Origin of the sequence: Georgenia alba, from assembly GCF_042665525.1 — a bacterium.
In the GTDB taxonomy this organism is placed as follows: domain Bacteria; phylum Actinomycetota; class Actinomycetes; order Actinomycetales; family Actinomycetaceae; genus Allobogoriella; species Allobogoriella alba.
On the sequence record NZ_JBHTCQ010000001.1, the window covers coordinates 2,094,356 to 2,116,120 of the forward strand.

24 protein-coding genes are annotated in these 21,765 nt (G+C 73.2%); 23 read left to right on the forward strand and 1 reads right to left on the reverse strand.

Annotation, left to right across the window (positions count from 1 at the left end):
- Nucleotides 1-7: 7 nt before the first annotated feature.
- The gene (locus ACFQQL_RS09695) at nt 8-1,189 is read right to left on the reverse strand and encodes an epoxide hydrolase family protein (protein WP_382393656.1); all 1,182 of its coding nucleotides are present in this window, start codon (nt 1,187-1,189) and stop codon (nt 8-10) included.
- Nucleotides 1,190-1,288: 99 nt separating this feature from the next.
- Here ACFQQL_RS09695 and ACFQQL_RS09700 point away from each other — a divergent pair, with 99 nt between their 5' ends.
- The 23 genes from ACFQQL_RS09700 to ACFQQL_RS09810 all read left to right on the forward strand — a co-directional run bounded on the left by ACFQQL_RS09700 (nt 1,289) and on the right by ACFQQL_RS09810 (nt 21,563).
- Complete coding sequence (locus ACFQQL_RS09700; RefSeq protein ID WP_382393658.1) at nt 1,289-1,864, forward strand: CGNR zinc finger domain-containing protein; 576 nt, start codon at nt 1,289-1,291, stop codon at nt 1,862-1,864.
- Nucleotides 1,865-2,118: 254 nt separating this feature from the next.
- The gene (locus ACFQQL_RS09705; protein ID WP_382393660.1) at nt 2,119-3,687 is read left to right on the forward strand and encodes an HNH endonuclease; all 1,569 of its coding nucleotides are present in this window, start codon (nt 2,119-2,121) and stop codon (nt 3,685-3,687) included.
- Nucleotides 3,688-3,701: 14 nt separating this feature from the next.
- Nucleotides 3,702-4,517, forward strand: a complete 816-nt coding sequence (locus tag ACFQQL_RS09710) for a methyltransferase domain-containing protein (RefSeq protein ID WP_382393662.1) — start codon at nt 3,702-3,704, stop codon at nt 4,515-4,517.
- Nucleotides 4,518-4,574: 57 nt separating this feature from the next.
- The gene (locus ACFQQL_RS09715; RefSeq protein WP_382393664.1) at nt 4,575-5,729 is read left to right on the forward strand and encodes a histidinol-phosphate transaminase; all 1,155 of its coding nucleotides are present in this window, start codon (nt 4,575-4,577) and stop codon (nt 5,727-5,729) included.
- Entirely contained in the window at nt 5,726-6,331 is a 606-nt protein-coding gene (gene hisB, locus ACFQQL_RS09720; RefSeq protein ID WP_382393666.1) for an imidazoleglycerol-phosphate dehydratase HisB, read from the forward strand. Before ACFQQL_RS09715 ends, hisB begins: the two co-directional genes overlap by 4 nt.
- Nucleotides 6,332-6,350: 19 nt before the next feature.
- A complete protein-coding gene (locus ACFQQL_RS09725; protein ID WP_382393668.1) occupies nt 6,351-7,052 on the forward strand; it encodes a hypothetical protein in 702 nt (233 codons plus the stop codon).
- On the forward strand, nt 7,049-7,696 hold the full coding sequence (gene hisH, locus ACFQQL_RS09730; RefSeq protein ID WP_382393670.1) for an imidazole glycerol phosphate synthase subunit HisH: 648 nt from the start codon (nt 7,049-7,051) through the stop codon (nt 7,694-7,696). The genes ACFQQL_RS09725 and hisH overlap by 4 nt, the downstream gene beginning before the upstream one ends.
- A 31-nt stretch (nt 7,697-7,727) precedes the next feature.
- A complete protein-coding gene (priA, locus tag ACFQQL_RS09735) occupies nt 7,728-8,465 on the forward strand; it encodes a bifunctional 1-(5-phosphoribosyl)-5-((5-phosphoribosylamino)methylideneamino)imidazole-4-carboxamide isomerase/phosphoribosylanthranilate isomerase PriA (RefSeq protein ID WP_382393672.1) in 738 nt (245 codons plus the stop codon).
- Nucleotides 8,462-9,238: an SseB family protein gene (locus tag ACFQQL_RS09740; RefSeq protein WP_382393674.1), complete on the forward strand. Its 777-nt coding sequence runs from the start codon at nt 8,462-8,464 to the stop codon at nt 9,236-9,238. The genes priA and ACFQQL_RS09740 overlap by 4 nt, the downstream gene beginning before the upstream one ends.
- A gap of 13 nt (nt 9,239-9,251) precedes the next feature.
- The gene (locus ACFQQL_RS09745) at nt 9,252-11,318 is read left to right on the forward strand and encodes an NAD(+) synthase (protein WP_382393676.1); all 2,067 of its coding nucleotides are present in this window, start codon (nt 9,252-9,254) and stop codon (nt 11,316-11,318) included.
- Nucleotides 11,319-11,628: 310 nt separating this feature from the next.
- Nucleotides 11,629-12,231 (forward strand): translation initiation factor IF-3, encoded by a 603-nt coding sequence (gene infC / locus ACFQQL_RS09750; RefSeq protein ID WP_465254037.1) that lies wholly within the window; start codon nt 11,629-11,631, stop codon nt 12,229-12,231.
- 115 nt (nt 12,232-12,346) lie between these two features.
- On the forward strand, nt 12,347-12,541 hold the full coding sequence (rpmI, locus tag ACFQQL_RS09755) for a 50S ribosomal protein L35 (protein ID WP_382393680.1): 195 nt from the start codon (nt 12,347-12,349) through the stop codon (nt 12,539-12,541).
- A 29-nt stretch (nt 12,542-12,570) separates the two neighbouring features.
- A complete protein-coding gene (gene rplT, locus ACFQQL_RS09760; RefSeq protein WP_382393682.1) occupies nt 12,571-12,951 on the forward strand; it encodes a 50S ribosomal protein L20 in 381 nt (126 codons plus the stop codon).
- A gap of 37 nt (nt 12,952-12,988) precedes the next feature.
- Entirely contained in the window at nt 12,989-13,816 is an 828-nt protein-coding gene (locus tag ACFQQL_RS09765) for a TrmH family RNA methyltransferase (RefSeq protein WP_382393684.1), read from the forward strand.
- Between the two features lie 131 nt (nt 13,817-13,947).
- Nucleotides 13,948-14,523 carry a nucleoside/nucleotide kinase family protein gene (locus ACFQQL_RS09770; protein WP_465254038.1) on the forward strand — a complete coding sequence of 192 codons (576 nt, stop codon included), beginning with the start codon at nt 13,948-13,950 and terminating at the stop codon, nt 14,521-14,523.
- A gap of 59 nt (nt 14,524-14,582) precedes the next feature.
- Nucleotides 14,583-14,993 carry a nitroreductase/quinone reductase family protein gene (locus ACFQQL_RS09775; protein ID WP_382393688.1) on the forward strand — a complete coding sequence of 137 codons (411 nt, stop codon included), beginning with the start codon at nt 14,583-14,585 and terminating at the stop codon, nt 14,991-14,993.
- Between the two features lie 81 nt (nt 14,994-15,074).
- The gene (locus ACFQQL_RS09780; RefSeq protein WP_382393690.1) at nt 15,075-16,091 is read left to right on the forward strand and encodes a siderophore-interacting protein; all 1,017 of its coding nucleotides are present in this window, start codon (nt 15,075-15,077) and stop codon (nt 16,089-16,091) included.
- A gap of 9 nt (nt 16,092-16,100) precedes the next feature.
- Nucleotides 16,101-17,156, forward strand: coding sequence for a FecCD family ABC transporter permease (locus tag ACFQQL_RS09785; RefSeq protein ID WP_382393692.1), 1,056 nt, complete (start codon nt 16,101-16,103; stop codon nt 17,154-17,156).
- A complete protein-coding gene (locus ACFQQL_RS09790; protein ID WP_382393694.1) occupies nt 17,156-18,190 on the forward strand; it encodes a FecCD family ABC transporter permease in 1,035 nt (344 codons plus the stop codon). The genes ACFQQL_RS09785 and ACFQQL_RS09790 overlap by 1 nt, the downstream gene beginning before the upstream one ends.
- A 4-nt stretch (nt 18,191-18,194) precedes the next feature.
- Nucleotides 18,195-19,076, forward strand: a complete 882-nt coding sequence (locus ACFQQL_RS09795) for an ABC transporter ATP-binding protein (protein ID WP_382393696.1) — start codon at nt 18,195-18,197, stop codon at nt 19,074-19,076.
- Nucleotides 19,073-20,104, forward strand: coding sequence for an ABC transporter substrate-binding protein (locus ACFQQL_RS09800; RefSeq protein WP_382393698.1), 1,032 nt, complete (start codon nt 19,073-19,075; stop codon nt 20,102-20,104). Before ACFQQL_RS09795 ends, ACFQQL_RS09800 begins: the two co-directional genes overlap by 4 nt.
- Before the next feature lie 25 nt (nt 20,105-20,129).
- On the forward strand, nt 20,130-20,768 hold the full coding sequence (gene thpR, locus ACFQQL_RS09805) for an RNA 2',3'-cyclic phosphodiesterase (protein ID WP_382393700.1): 639 nt from the start codon (nt 20,130-20,132) through the stop codon (nt 20,766-20,768).
- Nucleotides 20,769-20,807: 39 nt separating this feature from the next.
- Complete coding sequence (locus ACFQQL_RS09810) at nt 20,808-21,563, forward strand: SDR family NAD(P)-dependent oxidoreductase (protein WP_382393702.1); 756 nt, start codon at nt 20,808-20,810, stop codon at nt 21,561-21,563.
- Nucleotides 21,564-21,765 lie beyond the last annotated feature (202 nt).

Sequence of the window (21,765 nt, forward strand, 5' to 3'; positions counted from 1 at the left end):
TCGTGTCTCACCTGGTCGCCTCCAGCACGGCCGCGAGACCGTCTCGCAGGTCACGGACGAAGTACTCGGGAAGCTCCAGCGAGGGGAAGTGTCCGCCGCCGTCCGGCGTCGCCCATCGGACGATCTGGCGGAACCGCTCCTGCGCCCAGGGGCGCGGATACTTCTCGATGTCGCGGGGGTAGTTCGTGATCGCTGACGGGACGTCGACCCGGAGCCCGGGGTCGAGCACGTTGATGCCGCCGTGGCTCTCGTAGTAGATCCGCGCCGACGACGCCCCGGACCGGGTCAACCAGTACAGCGTCACGTTGTCGAGGATGCGGTCTCGGGAGATCGTCTCGAACGGACTGTCGTCGGTATCGGTCCACTCGGCGAACTTGTCGAGGATCCAGGCGAGGAGCCCGACCGGCGAGTCGACGAGCGAGTAACCGATGGTCTGCGGTCCGGTCGCCTGCTGCTTCGCGTAGGCCGAGCGGTGCTGCCAGAAGTCGCGGGTCTGCTCGGTCCATGCACGCTCCGCCGCCGTCAGTCCGTCCGTGGTCAGTCCGGCCGGTGCCTGCGCGACCGTCGTGTGGATGCCGAGGACGTGCGCCGGGAACCTGCCGCCGAGGACCGTGGTGATGACCCCTCCCCAGTCACCGCCGTGGGCCAGGAACGTGGGGTATCCGAGCCGGCCCATCAGCTCGACCCACGCGGCGGCGATCCTCTCCACGCCCCACCCGGTGCTGGCAGGTTTGCCGCTGTAGGCGAATCCCGGGAGCGACGGGGCCACGACGTGGAACGCGGGTGCGTCGGCATCCTGCGGATCTGCCAGCTCGTCCACGATGTCGACGAACTCGGCGACGCTGCCGGGCCAGCCGTGCGTCAGGACCAGGGGAGTGGCGTCGGCACGTGCGGACCGCCGGTGCAGGAAGTGGATGTCCAGACCGTCGACCGTCGTGCGGAACTGGCCGACGGCGTTGAGGCGCGCCTCGAAGGCACGCCAGTCGTACTCGGTGCGCCAGTACGCCACGACGTCCACGAGGTCCGCGAGAGGGACCCCCTGGTCCCATCGGCCCGGGCCGGGCGGGGCGCCGGTGACCGTCTCGGCCTCGGGCAGCCGCGCGGCGGCCAGCCTGGCGCGGAGGTCGGCGAGGTCGGTCTCGGGCGCGTGGATGTCGAGGGGGTGCACGTCGCTGGTGGGACGGGGCATGGGGTCTCCTGGCTGGTTCGGGAGCGGCTGCGTGTTGCGAACCGGCTAAGACGGTTCTAGCACGCAGTCGAGCAGCGGGCAACCGGCTAAGGTGGTTCCATGCCTGACGGGTTCCCGGACTTTCGCCTCGGCAGTGTGCTGGCCACCAGCTTCACGGCGACGCTCACCGAGCGTCAGGGTGACTCGGTGGAGCGCATCCCGACGCCGCAGCGACTCGCCGACTGGCTGGCGGTCAACGGCCTGGCCGTGGGCTCCTGCACCGAGACTCAGCTCGAACGCGCACGGGAGCTCCGGGAGGCCATTCACGCGGCCGCGACGGCGGCCGCGGTCGACGAGGCCCTCCCGACGGAGGCTGTGGACGTGATCAACGACTGCAGCAGGCAGGGCCGGGCCGCGGCTGTCCTGACGCCTGATCGACGTCGTGCCTGGCGGCTCGGCCCAGCGTCCGGTGTGGAGGACGCGCTGAGCGTGATCGCCGCCGACGCGATCAGCATCATCGCGGGCGAGCGGGACGGGCGGCTGGCGTTGTGCGCCTCACCGACCTGTCAGGCGGCGTTCTTCGACACCAGCCAGAGTCGTACCCGCAAGTGGTGCGACATGAACACGTGCGGGAACCGTCAGAAGAAGGCGCGTTTCAAGGCGAACCGGCACAGGAACGCTGGATCGGCGGGGTGACCGTCGTTCGCCTGGGCATGGTGTAGGTCGAGCTGGATGCACTGCGGACGCTCCTGCGCATGACTTCAGCGACCTAGGCGTGTCAGCGGCTCACCGGCAGCCTCGATGCGGGCCTCCGGTTCGGCGCCCCGGGAGTCTCGGGTCGGTGCCTGCCGCGTGCCACGTGTGTTCACAGGTGGGTGTTCTTGCCGCGGTCTCCACAGGTGGTGGAGCGGGGGTCGGCGATGTCAGGGTGTCGAACTAGTGTTTGAAGCATGACGACGACGCTTCGCACCGGGACCGCCGCCGCGGCTGCTGTGCCTGTTGCGGGCGGGGGGTCGGTGGTGTGGGCGGAGGGGGTGCGGTCGTTCCGGGAGTCCCTGGCTAGGGGGCGGGTGCCGGGTGAGCCGGGGGATCTGGTGGGGCTGCTGGGGGAGTTGGAGGCGTTGAAGGGCGCGATCTGCGCGGTGCAGGCGGATGCGGCCCTGGGTCTGGAGGCGGCGCGGCGGGAGGAGGAACGCATCGCGGGGGTCCCGGCGCGGCGTCGGGGTCGGGGGGTGGCCGCGGAGGTCGCGTTGGCGCGGCGGGAGTCCCCGCATCGGGGACGGCAGTTGTTGGGGTTGGCGCGGGAGCTGGTCACGCAGCTGCCACATACCGCGGCCCGGCTGCGGGACGGGACGTTGAGCGAGTACAAGGCGGGGCTGCTGGTCAGGGAGACCGCAGCGTTGGGCCCGGCCCATCGGGGTCAGGTCGACGCGGCGGTGTGCGCGGAGGCGGGGAAGCTGGCCGGGGTGGGGACCCGTGAGCTGGTGGCCCGGGCGCGGCGGGCCGCGATCGAGCGGGATCCGCGGAGCATGGTCGAGCGTGCGGAGCGGGCGGTCGCGGAGCGGCGCGTGTCGCTGCGGCCGGCGCCGGCGCCGGAGGGGGCGGGGATGTGTTACCTGACCGCGTTGCTGCCCCTGGCCCAGGGGGTGGGCGCGTATGCGACCTTGACCCGGGACGCGCAGCGCCTGCGCGGTGGGGGTGACCCGCGTACCAAGGCCCAGCTCATGGCCGACCTGCTGACCACCCGCCTGACCGCCACCAGCGACCCGACGACGAACGACACGAACGCCACGACGGAGGCGGGCGTCCCGCCCGGTGCCGGCCCGGGTCCGGTGGTGCCGGGTCCGCCGGCGGTGCCGGTGGCGGTGAGTGTGATGCTCTCCGATGCGGCGTTGCTGGGTGGGGTGGATGAGGAGGCTGCGGTGCTGTCCGCCGAGGGGGTGGCCGGGCAGGTCATTCCTGCGCGGGTGGCCCGGGCGCTGGTCGGGCAGTCCTTGCGCGAGGGGGTCGGGGCATGGATCCGGCGCCTGTACGCGACCCCGGGCGGGGAGCTGGTCGCGATGACGTCCCGGCAGCGGTTCTTCCCGGCCGGGCTGGCCGAGTTCTTGACCCTGCGGGATCAGGGCACCTGCCGGATGCCGTACTGCGACGCCCCGATCCGGCACGCGGACCACGTGATCCCCGCCGCCGAGGACGGGCAGACCACCGCGACCGGTGGGCAGGGACTGTGCGAGGCGTGCAACCACACCAAACAAGCCCCGGGCTGGCGACAAACCCCCAGCGCGAAGGAGTGGAACGACACGAACGCCACGGACGACACGGACGACACCGTGGGCGGCGGTGGCGGACGGCATACCGTCACGACCACCACCCCCACCGGGCACCGGTACACCTCCACCGCACCGCCACCAGGCCGCGTCGACACCGTGCCGCGAACGCCAGGCGGCGGAGCCCGACGACGGACGATCTCAGCCGGCCTCAGGTCCTCGACCAGCGGCTCGCCGGACGCGGTACCTTGACGTCGAGAGATCTCGTGACGACGCGGAGGACGCCACCGGAGATGTGGGACGCCCACGCATACGAACGATTCGGTGACTTCCGCGCGCGACCGATCGGCGACCTGCTCCATCGGGTCGAGGCGGCGGATCCCCGGCTCGTCGTCGACCTCGGATGCGGCTCCGGTGCCTCGACGCGCCCGCTCGCTGCTCGGTGGCCGGGCGCCCGAGTCGTCGGGGTGGATTCCTCGCCCGACATGCTCGCGAGGGCACGTCAGGCGTCGACGTCTTCCCGGATCCAGTGGGTCGAGGCCGACATCACCACATGGGAGCCTCCCTCCGCCCCGGACGTCATCATCACCAACGCCGTCCTGCAGTGGATACCGGGCCACCTCGAGCTGCTGCCGCGCTGGATCTCCTCTCTCGCCCCGGGCGGGTGGTTCGCCATGCAGGTCCCAGGCAATGCCGACGAGCCCAGCCATGCCCTGATGCGGGACCTCGTCGCCGACCTCCCCGAGGGCCCCGAGCTGCTGCCCCTGCTCCTCGGCAAGACCGGCGTCGAGGACCCGGCCGGCTACGCCGCCGCCCTGCACGCCGCCGGGGCCGAGGAGATCGACGCCTGGGAGACCACCTACGTCCATCTCCTCGACCCGGACAACCGGCTGGAGAACGCGGTGCTCGAATGGGTTCGCGGCACGGGCCTACGTCCGCTCCTCGGCAAGCTGGACGCAGATCGGGAGGCGGCCTTCCTCGCTCGGTACGGCCAAGCGCTCCAGGACGCCTACCCGCGCACGTCCATGGGCGTCCCTCTGCCCTTCCGGCGCGTATTCGCGGTCGGCCGCAGGCCGGCGTGAGGTGTCCCTCACGAGACGCAGCAGGACCGCAGGCGCGTCCCGCCTAGACTTCTGGGAGTGATCACCCCAGCAGCACGCCGTCGGACGGCCGGCGCCCGTCTGCCGCTTCGCTCCGGCCTCGAGGGCCTGGAACCCTACGGCGCTCCCCAGCTCGACGTGCCGGTGCTGCTGAACGTGAACGAGAACCCGTACCCGCCGTCGCAGGCAGTGGTCGAGGACATCGCCGACGCCGTGGCCAAGGCAGCCGGCGGCCTCAACCGGTACCCGGACCGCGACTTCGCCGAGCTGCGCGCCGAGCTCGCCGAGTACCTGCGCGTCGAGTCCGGGGTGACGCTGAGCGCAGGCGAGATCTGGGCGGCCAACGGCTCCAACGAGGTGATGCTGCACCTCCTCCAGGCCTACGGCGGCCCGGGCCGCGCCGCCCTGTCGTTCGCTCCCACCTACTCGATGTATCCCGAGTACGCCCGCGACACGATCACCGAGTGGATCACCGGCCGGCGCGAAGAGGACTTCACCCTCGACGTCACGCACGCCCTCGACCAGATCGCAGCCCACCGCCCCTCCGTCATCCTCCTCGCCAGCCCCAACAACCCGACCGGCACCGCGCTCCCGCTCGAGACGGTCGAGTCCATCGCCGACGCCGCCCGTGACGGCGGACCCATCGGTCCCGACGGCGCGCCCACGGCCGCCGTCGTCGTCGTCGACGAGGCGTACGGCGAGTTCCGCCGCGACGGCACACCCAGCGCCCTGACGCTCCTCGAGCGCCACCCGCACCTCGCCGTCGCCCGCACCATGTCCAAGGCCTTCGGCATGGCCGGTCTGCGCCTGGGCTACCTCGCCGCCGCCCCTGCGCTGATCGACCACCTCCGGATCGTGCGGCTCCCGTATCACCTCTCCGCCGTCACCCAGGCCGCAGCCCTCGCCGCCCTGCGGCACCGTGAGGAGCTCATGCAGCAGGTGGCGTCCCTGCGCGAGGAGCGCGACGGTCTGGTCACCTGGCTGCGAGACCGCGGTCTGCGCGTGGCGGACTCGGACGCCAACTTCGTCCTGTTCGGGGTTTTCCCGCACCGTGACCAGGTGTGGAATGGTCTGCTGGAACGCGGGGTTCTGGTTCGCGAGGTCGGCCCCGCCGGCTGGCTGCGGGCGTCCGTCGGGACGCCCGAGGAGACGGCTGCGTTCAAGGCAGCCCTGGAGGAGGTGCTGGGCTCGTGAGCACTGGCAGGACCGCACGCGTGGCGCGCACGACGTCGGAGTCCGACGTCGTGGTCGAGCTCGACCTGGACGGGACCGGACGCACCGAGATCTCCACGACGGTGCCCTTCTACGACCACATGCTCACCGCGCTCGGCAAGCACAGCCTGATCGACCTCACGGTCCGAGCCACCGGTGACACCCACATCGACGTCCACCACACCGTGGAGGACGTGGCCATCTGCCTCGGCCAGGCGCTGCGCGAGGCACTCGGGGACAAGCGGGGGATCGGTCGCTTCGGTGACGCCCTCGTCCCGCTGGACGAGGCACTCGCCCAGGCCGTCGTCGACGTCTCCGGCCGCCCGTACCTGGTGCACTCCGGCGAGCCCGCCGGGCAGGAGTACCACCTGATCGGCGGCCACTTCACCGGGTCGCTCACCCGCCACGTCCTCGAGTCGATCGCCCACCACGCGGCGATCTGCCTGCACGTGCGGGTCCTCGACGGCCGCGACCCGCACCACATCGCCGAGGCGCAGTTCAAGGCGCTCGCCCGCGCCCTGCGCACCGCCGTCGCGCCCGACCCCCGGGTCGAGGGCGTCCCGTCCACCAAGGGAGCGCTGTGAGCACCGGAGGCGCGGCACGGTGAGCACCCCCGACGACGCACGGGATCGACCCGAGGACGCGCCCCTGACGGAGGAGGACGTCGAGCGGATGCTGCACGCCCTCGACGGTGCGCCCGAGGTGCCGGAGCCGGTCCCCGGAGAGGTGCCGCCCTCCGCACGGCAGGACCCCGCTGGCGCCGATGACGTGACCGCCCCCGTCGGGCGCCTCGCGCTGGTCCTCACCCCGGTCGCGTCGGCCCCTGCCCTCGCCGGGCTCTGCGCGATCGCCGGGATCGACGTCGACGTCGTGCCCTCGTCCTCCGGCGCCGTCGCCGCCCTGGAGATCGTGCCGGAGAAGAAGCCGGACAGCGACGAGTGGGACATCTCCGAGCTCGTCGGTGGCGAGGACGGCGGCTTCCCGCCCGCCGCCGAGGAGCTCGCCGCGAACCTGTCTCGGCTCACCCGCGCCGGCGTCGTCCTCGTGGTCGGCGACCTCGCCACCGACGTCGGCATCGAGACCGGGCTGTCCGGCCACCTCAGCGCCCGCCGGTACGCCGGCGGGCAGCCGGAGGAGGACGTCCCCGCCGGTCTCATCCTCGCCTCGGCGGACGAGGTGGTCGAGGAGCTCATCCTCGGCCGCACCCGTCCCGAGCAGGTCAAGGGCCATCAGCGGTCCGGCACGCTCCCGCGATGGAAGGCCGCCCGGCTCTTCGGCCGCGGCCTGCGCCGGAGGAAGTCATGAGCACCACGAACGTCGTCGTCCTCGACTACGGCTCCGGGAACGTCCGCAGCGCCGTCCGCGCCCTCGAACGCGTCGGTGCGAACGTCGAGCTCACCGCGGACCCGGACGCCGTCCTGGCCGCCGACGGGCTGGTCGTCCCCGGCGTCGGCGCCTTCGCCGCCGTCATGTCCGGACTGCGGTCCGTCCGGGGCGACATGCTCGTCGAGCGCCGGCTCGCCGGAGGCCGGCCGGTGCTGGGCATCTGCGTGGGTCTGCAGGTGATGTTCACGGCCGGCATCGAGAACAACGCCGACGCCCCGGTCCCCGGCCTCGACCAGTGGCCCGGCGACGTGGTCCGGCTCGACGCGCCCGTCGTGCCCCACATGGGCTGGTCCACGGTCGAGCCGCCGGCCGGCACGGTCCTCTTCGACGGCATCGAGGACGAGCGGTTCTACTTCGTCCACTCCTACGCGGTGCGCTCCGACCCCGCCGCCGCGATGGCCGGAGACCCGGCCCTCACGCCGCCCCTGGTGACCTGGGCCGAGCACGGCAGCCCCTTCGTCGCCGCCGTCGAGAACGGCGTCCTCGCCGCCACCCAGTTCCACCCCGAGAAGTCCGGTGACGCGGGGGCGCAGCTGCTGCGCAACTGGGTCACCGCGCTCTAGCTCACGGTCCGAGACACACGAAAGGCCCCGCGTGAACCCGCCGCTCCAGCTCCTCCCAGCCGTGGACGTCGTCGACGGGCAGGCCGTCCGCCTGTTCCAGGGCGCGGCCGGCTCCGAGACCGCCTACGGCGACCCGGCCGAAGCCGCCGCCGCCTGGGTCGAGCAGGGGGCCCGGTGGATCCACCTGGTCGACCTCGACGCCGCGTTCGGGCGCGGCTCGAACCACGAGCTCCTCGCCCGGATGGTCGGCGAGCTCGGCACCCTCGGTGCCTCCGTCGAGCTCTCCGGCGGCATCCGCGACGACGCCTCCCTCGAGCGGGCACTCGAGTCCGGCGCCACCCGCGTCAACCTCGGCACCGCCGCGCTGGAGGACCCCGCCTGGACCGCGCGGGCGATCGGCCGCCACGGCGAGCGCATCGCCGTCGGCCTGGACGTGCGCGGCACCACGCTCGCCGCCCGCGGCTGGACTCGCGAGGGCGGCGACCTCTGGGAGGTGCTGGCCCGGCTCGACGGCGACGGTTGCGCCCGCTACGTCGTCACCGACGTCACCAAGGACGGCACGCTCCGCGGGCCCAACGTCGACCTCCTGCGCCAGGTGTGTGAACGCACCGATGCCCCCGTCGTCGCCTCCGGCGGCGTCGCCAACCTGCACGACGTCGAGGCGCTGCGCGAGCTCACGCCCGCCGGCGTCGAGGGAGCCATCATCGGCAAGGCCCTGTACGCGGGTGCCTTCACCCTCCCCGAGGCGCTCGAGGTCGCCGGCCGGTGACCGGGACCGACTCCGCCGGCCGGCCATGGGCCGGTCGGAACCTCACGTCGCACCCGTTCGCGGGCGACGACGGCGCGGTCCGGCCCGAGATGGCCGAAGCGCTGGCGAAGCCGTGGCCGGAGCAGGTGGTGGCCGTCGTCGACGCGCTGCGTTCGACGCGCGTCATCGTCCCGGTCGTGGCCCACGAGCACCCCGGCACCGACCCCGACGGCCACGTCCGGGCGCACGCGGCCGAGAAATTCCGCACCGGCGACCGGTCCGGCGACGCCATGGCCTCCGCCTCGCTCGTGTCCGTCCGGACCCCCGACGGGCGCGCCGCCGTACCCGTCTTCTCGTGCGTCCAGACCCTCGCCACCTGGGACGCCGCCGCACGGCCCGTACCGGTCGAGGGCGTACGCGCGGCCCTCTCGGCCGTGCAGGACGCCGACTCGCTGCTGGTGCTCGACCCCGGCAACGACGTCACCGTCCTGGTCCCGCGACCGGCGGTCTGGGCCGTCGCACGGCAGCAGCCGTGGACGCCGTCCTGGGCGGATCCGGAGCTGCCGGACCTCGCCGTCGAGGCCCTGCGCGGCATCACCGAGCTGGTCGGTGTCCGCCTCGAGCCTGGTGAGCGCGCCGAGCTGCGGGTACGCCTCGCGGTCCGCGCCGGTCTCGATGCCGACACCCTCCACGACGCGATGGCCCGAGCCTCCCGCGCCCTCGGCGAGCACCCCGTGCTGCGCGAGCGGGTCGACTCCCTCGAGCTGGCCCCGACACGGGTCGAGGCGACCTGACAGACTCGGACCCATGACCAGCGCCGAGACCGGGCGAAACATCCTGTCCGCCTACGACCACGGCTTCGTCCGCGTCGCCGCGTGCACCGTCCCGGTCGCCGTGGCGGACCCCGCCGCCAACGTCCGGGCCGTCCTGACCGAGGCGCGCGCCTGCCACGACGAGGCCGTCGCCGTCGCGATCTTCCCCGAGCTGTGCCTCACCGGCTACAGCATTGACGACCTCTTCCTCCAGGACCCCGTGCTCGACGGCGTCGACGCCGCGCTCGCGGAGATCACCGCCGCATCCGCGGACCTGTTGCCGGTACTCGTGGTCGGCGCCCCGCTGCGCCACCGGAACCGCCTCTACAACACCGCCGTCGTCATCCATCGCGGCGAGATCCTCGGTGTCGCGCCCAAGTCTCTCCTGCCCACCTACCGCGAGTTCTACGAGCGCCGGCACTTCGCGCCGGGCGACGACCAGCGCGGGGAGACGATCACCGTGGCCGGCCGCAGCGTGCCGTTCGGCCCCGACCTGCTCTTCGCCGCCGAGGACGTCCCCGGCCTCGTCCTCCACGTCGAGGTCTGCGAGGACATGTGGGTGCCGGTACCGCCCAGCGCGGAGGCGTCCCTCGCCGGCGCGACGGTCCTCGCGAACCTCTCGGGCAGCCCGATCACCATCGGACGTGCCGAAGACCGGCACCTGCTGTGCCGCTCGGCGTCCTCCCGCTGCCTCGCCGCCTACCTGTACTCCGCGGCCGGGACGGGGGAGTCGAGCAACGACCTCTCCTGGGACGGCCAGACGATGGTCTACGAGAACGGCGTCCTGCTCGCCGAGACCGAGCGCTTCCCCGACGGCGCGCGCCGCTCCGTGGCCGACGTCGACGTCGACCTGCTGCGCCAGGAGCGGCTGCGTATGGGCACCTTCGACGACAACCGACGCACCCACGCCGCCCGGATCGGCACCTTCCGCACGGTCGGCTTCCACCTCGACGCCCCGCGCACCGACGTCGGCCTGCGGCGCCACGTCGACCGCTTCCCGTTCGTCCCGGACGACGCCGACCGGCTGGCGCAGGACTGCTACGAGGCGTTCAACATCCAGGTCAGCGCCCTCACCCAGCGCATGGCCGCGATCGGGAAGCCCAAGCTCGTCATCGGCGTCAGCGGCGGCCTGGACTCCACCCACGCGCTGCTCGTCGCCGCCCGCGCGATGGACCGGCTCGACCGGCCCCGCGGCGACATCCTCGGCTTCACCCTCCCCGGCTTCGCGACGTCGGAGCACACCAGGGCCAACGCCCACGCCCTCGGCAAGGCCCTCGGCGTGACGTTCGAGGAGATCGACATCCGCCCGGCCGCGCGCGAGCTGCTCGAACGCATCGGTCACCCGTTCGCCGGCGGCGAGCCGGTCTACGACGTCACCTTCGAGAACGTGCAGGCCGGCCTGCGCACCGACTATCTCTTCCGGCTCGCCAACGACCGCGGCGGCATCGTCGTGGGCACCGGCGACCTGTCGGAGATGGCGCTCGGCTGGTGCACCTACGGCGTCGGTGACCAGATGTCCCACTACGCCGTCAACACCGGCGTGCCCAAGACCCTCATCCAGCACCTGGTCCGGTGGGTCATCTCCTCCGGCGAGGTCGACGAGCACGCCGCGTCCGTCCTGCAGTCGGTGCTGGACACCAGGATCACCCCCGAGCTGGTCCCGGCGGGCGAGGACGAGGAGGTCCAGAGCACCGAGGACACGATCGGCCCGTACTCGCTGCACGACTTCACGCTGTTCTACGTCCTGCGTCACGGCTTCCGGCCGAGCAAGATCGCCTTCCTGGCTCGCCACGCCTGGGCCGACCCGGACGCCGGCACGTGGCCGCCCGGCTTCCCCGAGGAGTCCCGCTACGGCTACGAGCCGCGGGAGATCCGCCGCTGGATGCTGGTCTTCCTGCAGCGGTTCTTCGGCTTCAGCCAGTTCAAGCGCTCGGCGCTTCCCAACGGGCCGAAGGTCATGGCCGGCGGCGCCCTGTCCCCGCGCGGGGAGTGGCGTGCCCCGTCCGACGGCACCGCCCGTGCCTGGATCGCCGAGCTCGAGGAGTCCCTGCCCGAGTCATGAGGCGTGTGGCCGGGACCACCTGGGGGTTCCGCAGACGTCGCGGCCCGGAGGTGCTAGCCTGGTGGATCGACCGACCAGGGCTCAGGCCCTGGGACGCAAGCGGAGTTTCCTCCCACCTGGGTCTCGGACGCGGTACCTGCGCCGAAGAGGCCGGGTTCGACGTCGGACGGGGTCTTCGGATTCCGTCCTGGCGGGTGCGGCGCCCGGCGCTGTCGTCCGTCCGTCACTCGAGGCCTCCGCGTGCGTCCGCACGACGGAGGCCTTCTTCGTCGGGCGGTGGTCGACGGCAGACGACGTAGAGGAGCACAGCATCAGCGAACCCCGCATCAACGAGCGGATCCGCGTGCCGGAGGTCAGGCTGGTCGGCCCGAGCGGCGAGCAGGTCGGCGTGGTCCGGGTGGAGGACGCCCTGCGCCTTGCGCAGGAGGCGGACCTCGACCTGGTGGAGGTCGCGCCGGACGCGCGCCCACCGGTCGCCAAGCTCATGGACTACGGCAAGTTCAAGTACGAGTCCGCGATGAAGGCCCGTGACGCCCGGCGCAACCAGGCAAACACGGTGCTCAAGGAGATCCGTTTCCGCCTCAAGATCGACGCGCACGACTACGAGACCAAGAAGGGTCACGTCGAGCGCTTCCTCACGGGCGGCGACAAGGTCAAGGTCATGATCATGTTCCGCGGTCGCGAGCAGTCCCGCCCCGAGATGGGCATGCGGCTGCTGCAGCGCCTCGCGGAGGACGTCTCGGAGCTCGGCTCTGTGGAGTCGGCGCCCCGGCTGGACGGCCGCAACATGACCATGGTGATCGCCCCCCACCGGAAGAAGGCGGAGGCACGCAGCGAGCAGCGCCGTCGTCGTGACGAGGAGCGCGCAGCCAGGCGGGCCGAGAAGCACGAGCGGGACCAGGCCCCGGCCTGAGCCGAGGGTCTGCGCGGAGGGCCGGGTGACCGGCCCCGCAGACGAAGACGTCCCGGGACAGCGACCCGGGTAGGACACAGGTGCGTCGGACGGCGTACCGGGACAAGGGACGAACATGCCGAAGAACAAGACGCACTCCGGTGCGAAGAAGCGGTTCAAGCTCACCGGCAGCGGCAAGCTGCGCCGCGAGCAGACCAACGCGCGGCACTACCTCGAGCACAAGTCGAGCCGTCGCACGCGCCGGCTCGCCCAGGACCAGGACGTGGCGCGGGCCGACGTGCGCCAGGTCAAGAAGCTTCTCGGCAAGTAACGCCGCCCCCGACGTAGAAGGAGACTCACGTGGCACGCGTCAAGCGGGCGGTCAACGCCCACAAGAAGCGCCGCACGACCCTCGAGCGCGCCGCCGGATACCGCGGCCAGCGCTCGCGGCTGTACCGCAAGGCCAAGGAGCAGGTGACGCACTCGTTCACCTACGCCTACCGGGACCGTCGCGCCCGCAAGGGTGACTTCCGCCGGCTCTGGATCCAGCGCATCAACGCCGCGGTCCGCGCCGAGGGCCTGACCTACAACCGCTTCATCCAGGGCCTGAAGGCCGCGGGTGTCGAGGTCGACCGTCGCATGCTCGCCGAGCTGGCCGTCAACGACACCGCCGCGTTCAACGCGCTGGTCGAGACCGCCAAGAAGGCCCTCCCGACGGACGTGAACGCCCCGGCCGCCTGAGCGAGGTCGCGCCGCCCGAACGCCCGGACACCCGCGCATGCTGACGAATCCCCGCGCCGAGCGGGTACGTCGCGTCGCGCGGCTGTCCGGGCGTTCGGCGCGTGAGAAGCACGGCCAGTACCTGGTGGAGGGGCCGCAGGCCGTCCGTGAGGCGCTCCGGCACGTCCCGCAGCAGGTACGGGACGTCTACCACACGGCCGACGCCGCGGCGCGCCACCCCGAGCTCCTCGCCGACGCCCGCGGCGCGGTGCGGTACGTCCACGAGACCTCCGAGGCGGTCATGGGCGCCATGAGCACGGATGCCCAGGGCCTCCTCGCCGTCCTCGACCGCCCGACGGCGGAGCCCGGGCTGGCGGACCTGCCGGCACTCCGGGACGGTCAGGGCCCCCGGCTCGTCGCGGTCCTGGCGCAGGTGACGGACCCCGGCAACGCCGGCACGGTCATCCGCGCCGCCGACGCCGCCGGCGCGGACGCGGTCGTGCTGTGCGCCGGGAGTGTCGAGGTGAGGAGTCCCAAGGTCGTCCGCGCCACCGCCGGGTCCCTGTTCCACCTTCCGGTCATCACCGGCGTCGGCCTGGCGGAGACTGTCGCCGCCCTGCGCGGCACCGGCGCGAGCGTCCTCGCGGCCGACGGTGCGGGGGGGTGGGACCTGGACGACCTGCTGGACCGCACGGTGCTGGCCCTCGACCTGGCAGGTCCGACATCCTGGGTCTTCGGCCACGAGGCCCGTGGGCTGTCCGAGGAGGAGACCGCGATGTGCGACGCCGTCGTCCGAGTGCCCATCCACGGCCGCGCCGAGTCGCTGAACCTCGCCGTCGCCGCCGCGGTCTGCCTGTACGCCTCCGCCCGGGCGCAGCGGCGGTGAGCCGCTCCCGCGCCGGCGCCGGCCCGGAGCACGTGGTCGCCGGCCCGGAGGACGTCACGCCTCTCGTCGAACGGGTCCTGGCTCTGCTGGCCCGCTCGGCCGACGCCCTGCCGGGACGCGCCGGACGCGTCATGATCGGCGTCGCGGGCCCACCCGGAGCCGGGAAGTCGACGCTCACCGAGGTCCTCGCGACCGCGCTCGCGGCGGCCGGTGCGGCGAGCGCCGTCGTCGGCATGGACGGCTACCACCTCGCCCAGGCCGAGCTCGTGCGGCTGGGCCGGGCCGACCGCAAGGGGGCCCCCGACACGTTCGACGCCGACGGGTACGTCTCGCTGGTGCGCCGCATCCGGGTGCAACGGCCCGGCGCCGGGGTCGTGTACGCCCCCGCCTTCGACCGGCACCTCGAGGAACCGGTCGCCGGCGCCGTCCCCGTGGCCGCGGACGTGCCCGTGGTCCTCACCGAGGGCAACTACCTGCTGCTCCCCGACGAGCCCTGGGACCGCCTCGCCGACCTGCTCGACGAGACCTGGTACCTCGAGACCGACGACGCCGGGCGGCGCGCCCGCCTCGTCGCCCGGCACGTCGCGCACGGCCGCAGCCCCGCCGCCGCGGCCGAGTGGGAGTCACGTTCGGACCAGCGCAACGCCGAGGTGGTCGCCGCCGCCCGGGACCGCGCGGACGTTCTCGTGCGTTGGCGGGAGCGCTAGCCGGGGTTCCGGCCACCGGACGCCGGGAATGCCGCCCCCGCCCCGCGGCTTGCACCGACATGGACTTCAACCAGCAGATCGTCGAGACGTTCCGCGCCAACGGTGGTGAGGTCAACGAGCCCATCAGGTTCGGCAAGTCGCTCGTGCTCGTGCACGTGCCGAGGAAGAACGGCGGTGAGCGGGTCGTGCCGCTCGCGTCCGTGCAGCACGACGGCGCCCGGCACGTCGCCGGCACGGCGGGAGGCTCGCCCAGGCACCCCGGATGGATCTTCGGGCTCCGGCGTGCGGAGCAGGTGGACATCGAGGTGCCCGGGGACCCCGTGGAGACCCACCGCGTCGGTGTGACCGAGCTCGACGGCCCCGCGCGCGACGCGGTCTGGGAGCGCTTCAAGGCGTTCTCACCCGGCTTCGCGGAGTACGAGAAGAGAGCCGAGGGGCGCGTCTTCCCGATCTTCCGGCTCGCACCCTGACCGACGCGCGCCGGGCGACCACAGGGCGAGATCCGCGGCCGATATTTACGTCATGCGGATATCACGTTATATGGTGAGGTAATGCTGACCTCACAGGCCCGTCGCACGGCCGACGCCGGCCCCGTCGCCAAGGACGACCGGCCCGCCTACCGGCCCTTCCCGGTCCGCGTCGCCACGGTGCAGGAGCTCAGCCCCAGCTTCGTGCGGGTCACCTTCCGTGGCGAGGACCTGCGCTGGTTCGGCACCGATCGGCTCGACCAGCGCATCAAGCTCGTCTTCCCCCGGGAGACGGACGGACGGCTCTGCGAGATCGGGGCCGACGACGAGCAGACCATCCTGGCCGGCACCTGGTACCACCGCTGGCGCGAGCTGCCCGAGGAGGACCGCTCGCCGATCCGCACCTACACGGTCCGGTATGTCCGGCCGGAGCTCGGCGAGGTCGACGTCGACATGGTGCGGCACGGCGACTCCGGGCCCGCCTCCCGGTGGATCGGCCAGGTCGCGCCGGGCGACGCGGTGGTCCTCGTCGGCCCCGACATCCGGTCCAAGGAGTGTGCGCTCGGCATCGACTGGGCGCCCGGGACCGCGACCGAGCTGCTGCTCGCCGGCGACGAGACCGCCGCACCCGCCATCTGCTCCATCCTCGAGACGCTGCCCGCCGGCCGGCGCGCCCGCGCCTTCCTCGAGGTTCCCGAGGCCGCCGACTTCCTCGACGTCGACCTGCCTGACCACGCCTCGATCACGTGGCTCGCCCGCGGGGAGCAGCCCCACGGTGACCTCCTCGTCCCGGCGGTCCGGGACTGGATCGGCGCGAACAGCGCCACGCTCGGCGGCGCGCTCGCCGTCGGGGTGCAGGACCTCGAGGACGTCGACATCGACACCGAGCTGCTCTGGGACTCCCCGGTGGTCCGGGTCCTCCCGCACGACCACTGCGGTCGCGGCGGTGAGCGCTGCGGCAGCGACTTCTACGCCTGGTTCGCCGGCGAGGCGGGCACCATCCGGACGCTGCGGCGCATCCTGGTCTCCGACGTGGGCGTCTGCCGGCGGCGCGTGGCGTTCATGGGCTACTGGCGCACCGGCCGCGCCGAGGGCGCGTAGCCACCACCGATGACCGCCGTCCAGCACGCACCGGCGGCGGCACGGCCCGCCGCGAGCACCAGCGTCCGACCGCACCGGGTCTGGCTGCTGCTGCTCGCCTGCCTCGCCGTGCTCGCCGGTCTGTCCCTCGCCTCCCTGGTGCTGGGCAACCGCGACCTCGCGATCGGTGAGCTCTTCACGGCGCTGACCGACCGGCAGGCCGGCGACGTGGAGCACGACATCCTCTGGGACCAGCGTCTGCCCCGCACGCTCGTCGCCCTGGCCGTCGGTGCCGCGCTGGGCCTGGCCGGCGCCGTCATGCAGGGCATCACGCGCAACCCGCTGGCGGACCCAGGCCTCCTCGGGGTCAACGCCGGCGCCGCGATCGCCGTCACCGGCGCGATCACCGTCCTCGGCATCACCAGCCCGCTGCGCTACATCTGGTTCGCGCTCGCGGGCGCCGCGTTGGCCGCCGCCCTCGTCTACGGCGTCGGCGCGCTCGGCCGGGAGGGCGCGACACCGGTCAAGCTCGCCCTGGCAGGCACGGCCGTCACCGCCGGCGCCACGTCGTTCATCACCCTCATGCTGCTGACCGACCGGACCACGCTGGACGCCTACCGCCGGTGGGCGGTCGGCTCCCTCGCCGGGCGGGGCACCGACCCACTGGTCGACCTCGCCCCGTTCCTGGTGCTCGGCGTCGTGCTCGCGCTCCTCACCGGGCGGACGCTCAACCTCCTCGCGATGGGCGACGACGTCGCTCGCGGACTCGGTCAGAACCTGCCCCTGGCCCGTGCCGCCACCGGCACCGCGGTCGTGCTGCTGGCGGGCGGCGCGACCGCCCTCGCCGGCCCCATCGTGTTCGTCGGCCTCGTCGTACCTCACCTGGCCCGGGCTCTCCTCGGGCTCGACTACCGCCTGATCCTGCCGTTCTCGCTGCTGCTCGGCCCGGTCCTGATCGTGGCGGCAGACGTCATCGGGCGACTCGTGGTGCGCCCGGGCGAGCTGGAGGCCGGCATCGTCGTCGCCGTCGTGGGGGCACCGGTCCTCGTCGCCATCGTCCGGCGCGTGAAGCTGGCGGGCCTGTGATGGCCGCGACCCTCGCCCCGTCCACGTCCGCCGCGCCGGCCCGGCCGGCGTCGCTGCGCCCGTCGCGGTCCCGCGGGCTCGTCGCCCTGCTCGCCGCGACCGTGCTCGCCCTGGTGTGGATCGGCCTGACCATCGGCGACCTCACCGCCGGCGAGGTGCTGCGGACGCTGGGCGGCAGCGGCGAGGAGGACTTCACCGTCTTCCGCCTGCGCCTGCCGCGCCTGGTCCTCGGCGCCGCGGTGGGCGTGGCCTTCGGCCTGGCCGGCGCGATCTTCCAGACCGTGCTGCGCAACCCCCTCGCCAGCCCGGACATCCTCGGTGTCAGCGGCGGCGGCTCCCTCGCCGCCGCGACCGGCATCCTCGTCCTGGGCCTGTCCGGCACGGCCGTCTCCGGCGCGGCCCTCCTCGGCGCCTTCGCCGCCGCCGGCGCGATCTACGTCCTGGCGTGGCGGGCGGGCGTCAGCGGCTACCGCTTCGTCCTCGTCGGCGTCGGCATCGCCTTCCTCGTCCAGGCCGGGCTGGCGTACCTGCTCTCGCGCGCGGACGTCGGCGACGCCCGTGACGCGCTGGTGTGGATGGTCGGCAGCCTCGGCACCCCGTCCTGGGCCGACGTCACCATCCTCCTCCTCATGCTGGCCGTGCTCGTCCCGCTCGTCGCAGTGCTCACCGGCCGGCTGCGGATCATGCAGCTCGGCGACGACGTCGCCGGCGGCCTCGGCCTGCGCACCGAGGTGACCAGACTGTCCGCGCTGGCACTCGCCGTCGCGCTGGCCGCCGCGGGCACCGCGTTCGCCGGCCCGGTCGCCTTCGTCGCGTTCGTCTCGGCCCCCATCGCCCGCAGGCTGGCGCCACGCGCCGGCCTCGCACTGGTGCCCAGCGCGCTCGTGGGGGCCGCCGTCGTGCTCGGCGCGGAGCTCGTCGGCGAGCACCTGCTACCGATCAACGCCCCGGTCGGGATCGTCACCGGCGCCGTCGGGGCGCCCTACCTGCTGTGGCTGCTGGCCACCGGGAACCGCCAGGGGAAGGGAGCGTGAGCACATGACGGATGAGCGTCGCAGCGCCGGGCACGACCTGCGGGCCGAGCGGATCTCGCTGGCGTACGACGGTGACCTCGTCGTGAAGGACCTGGATCTGCAGGTGCCCGACGGCCGGGTGACCGCCGTCGTCGGACCGAACGGGTGCGGCAAGTCGACCCTGCTCCGGGCCCTGTCGCGGCTGATGCGGCCGCGCTCCGGCGTCGTGCTCCTCGACGGGGAGGCCGTGCACTCCCGGGCGGCGAAGGAGGTCGCCCAGGTCATCGGCATCCTGCCGCAGCAGGCGACGGCGCCGGAGGGCATCACCGTCGCCGACCTGGTGGGCCGCGGGCGCTACCCGCACCAGGGCTGGTTCCGCCGCTGGACCTCGACCGACGACGCCGTCGTGCGGGCGGCGCTCGAGGCCACCGAGACGCTCGACCTCGCGCAGCGGCGCGTGGAGGAGCTCTCCGGCGGCCAGCGGCAACGGGTGTGGATCGCGATGGCCCTCGCCCAGGACCCCGACGTGCTGCTGCTCGACGAGCCCACCACCTACCTCGACGTCGCCCACCAGATCGACGTCCTCGAGCTGCTCCACGAGCAGAACCGCAGCCGCGGCACGACCGTGGTCATGGTGCTGCACGACCTCAACCTCGCCTCCCGCTACGCCGACCATCTCGTCGTGATGGCGGACGGGCAGGTCCTCGCCACGGGCGACCCGTCCGAGGCGATCACCGAGGATCTCGTGCAGCGGGCGTTCGGGCTGGCGGCCCGCGTGGTCCCGGACCCCGTGACCGGCTCGCCGATGGTCGTCCCCGTCGGCCGCCCCCGCTCCGCCGCCGCCCTCCTGACCCAGACCGACCCACCGTCAGCAACCGTCCCACCGACCTCCGGGAGACTTGTGTGAACCGCATCCGACGCACGGCCGCCGCCGCGGCCGCCGCCACCCTTCTCGCCGTCAGCGCCTGCTCCCAAGGCGGCGGGGAGAACGGCTCACCCGACCCCGGCGACGGCGGGAGCGGCGGCAGGGGCGACTTCTCTCCCGTCACGATCGAGCACGCGTTCGGTTCGACGGAGATCACGGAGCAGCCCCAGGACGTCGTCACCCTCGGCTGGGGCAGCACCGAGGCCGCCCTCGCGCTCGGGGTCGTGCCGGTCGGGATCGAGGCGCAGACGTATGCCTCGAACGACGCCGGTCAGCTGCCGTGGGTCGAGGAGGCTCTGCAGGAGGCCGATGCCGAGCCCACCATGCTGCCCTCCGCGGTCGAGGAGCCCCCGTACGAGGAGATCGACGAGCTCGACCCCGACGTGATCCTCGCCCCGTACTCGGGGGTCACCCAGGAGCAGTACGAGCTCCTCAGCGAGATCGCCCCGACGGTCGCCTACCCGGAGCAGGCGTGGACCACGCCCTGGCGCGACGTCATCGAGATCACCGGCCGGTCGCTCGGCCTCGCGGACGAGGCCGAGACCCTCGTCTCCGACCTCGACGGCCAGATCCAGGAGGCGGCCGCCGCCCACCCCGAGCTGGAGGGCAAGACTGTCGCCGCGATCTGGGACGTCGGCGGCGTCTTCTACGTCTACCGCCCGCAGGACTCCCGGGTGGACTTCCTGCTCGACCTCGGCCTGACCTCCGCCCCCGCGGTGGACGAGCTGGCGTCCGGCTCCGACACCTACGTGTACGAGCTCGCCTACGACCTCACCAGCGAGCTCGAGGCGGACGTCGTGGTGAACTACGCGAGTTCCGAGGAGGAGGTCGAGACCTTCCTCGACCAGTCCTACGCCCAGGCCATCCCCGCCGTCGAACGCGGCGCCGTGGCCAACATCGTCGGCGACGAGCTCGTCGCCGCGATGTCCCCGCCGACCGCGCTGTCGATCACCTGGGGTCTGGAGGAGTACGTCACCGAGGTCTCGGAGGCCGCCGCGGCCGCCGGATGAGGGCCCCGTCCGGCATCCTGGTCCGGTGCGGCTCTTCGTCTGCCTCCCGCTGCCGGACCAGGTTGCCGGGCACCTCGACCTCGCCGTCCAGGCGGTCACCACCCTGGACCCCGCACCGGCCCCCGGTGCAGGCCGACCCGCCCTGCGCTGGCTGCCGGCCGAGCAACGGCACATCACGCTCGCGTTCTACGGTGAGGTCGCCGACGGCGCCGTCGACGACCTCACCGCGGACCTCACGGCGACCGCGGCCCGGTTCGCCCCGCCGTCGTTACGGCTGCACGGTGCCGGCGTCTTCTCGGGCCGGACCCTGTGGGTCGGCGTGCAGCACGAGGAGCCCCGCGGCCACAGCGCACCGGCCACCCTGCTGACCGACCTCATGGCGGCGTGCGAGGACGTCGGCGAGCGGTTCGTCCCGCAGCTGGAGCGCCGTGGCCGGCACCGCGCGCACGTCACCCTGGCGCGCTCGCGGGACCCTCGCCGGGGCGACGGTGAGCTGCGCCGCCGTTCGCGCGCCCTTGCGGTCTACGCCGGTCCCGTCTGGAGCGCCGGTGAGCTGCTGCTGGTCCGCTCGGAGCTCGGCGCCGGCAAGGGCGGCTCGGCGCGGCACACGACCCTCGCCGAGATCCCGCTCGGAGGCGACGGGCGCGCCCGGCCGTTACCGTGACCGTGGCAGCAGCAGGCTCCGAGGACGGGGGGACAGGCAATGACGTTCGCAGACAGGGTCGCGCTGGTCACCGGCGGTGGCTCCGGCCTCGGCGAGGCGATCAGCAAGGACCTGGCCGCGCACGGCGCCAAGATCGTCGTCAGTGACATCGACCTCGAGGCGGCGCAGCGCGTCGTCGAGGAGATCACCGCGAGCGGCGCGGACGCGGCGGCCGTCCGGCAGGACACCGCGCTGCCCGAGGACTCCGAGAACGTGGTCCGGTTCGCGCGCGAGACCTACGGCGGCCTGCACTACGCCGTCAACAACGCCGGCATCGGCGGTCGGCAGGCCCCGGCCGGCGAGGTGGACGTGGCCGACTGGAACCGCGTCATCGACATCAACCTCAACGGCGTGCTGTACGGCATGCGCCACCAGATCCCCGTCATGCTCGAGCAGGGCGCCGACCGGTGCGCGATCGTCAACATGGCGTCGATCCACGGCACCGTGGCCGCGATAGGCAACGGCGCATACACCGCGGCCAAGCACGGCGTGGTCGGCCTCACCAAGAACGCGGCCGCCGAGTACGGCGCGCAGGGCCTGCGGATCAACGCCGTCGGCCCCGGGTACATCCGCACGCCGCTGGTGGAGACCTCCCTGCCGGAGGAGGCCCGGGAGGCCCTCCGGGCGAAGCACATGCTCGGCCGGCTCGGCATGCCGGACGAGGTGGCACCCGTCGTGCGCTTCCTGCTCTCGGACGAGGCCTCGTTCGTCACCGGCGCCTACTGGCTCGTCGACGGCGGCTACACGGCGGTCTGATCCCCTCGGGCGCGGGCGATAACCCTCGAACCGGGACGGCCGTCTTCGCTACAGTGGAACCGTGTTGCAGCGCCTCGCCGGACGATTTACCGGGCCCGCCCAGGGCCGCGGGTCCGGTTCTGCCTGAGAGCCTCGAGACGACTGCATGCCCGGGCGGGCACACCAGCTAGATTGGCCCGCTGGTGGCGCCGCGCGTCAGGCG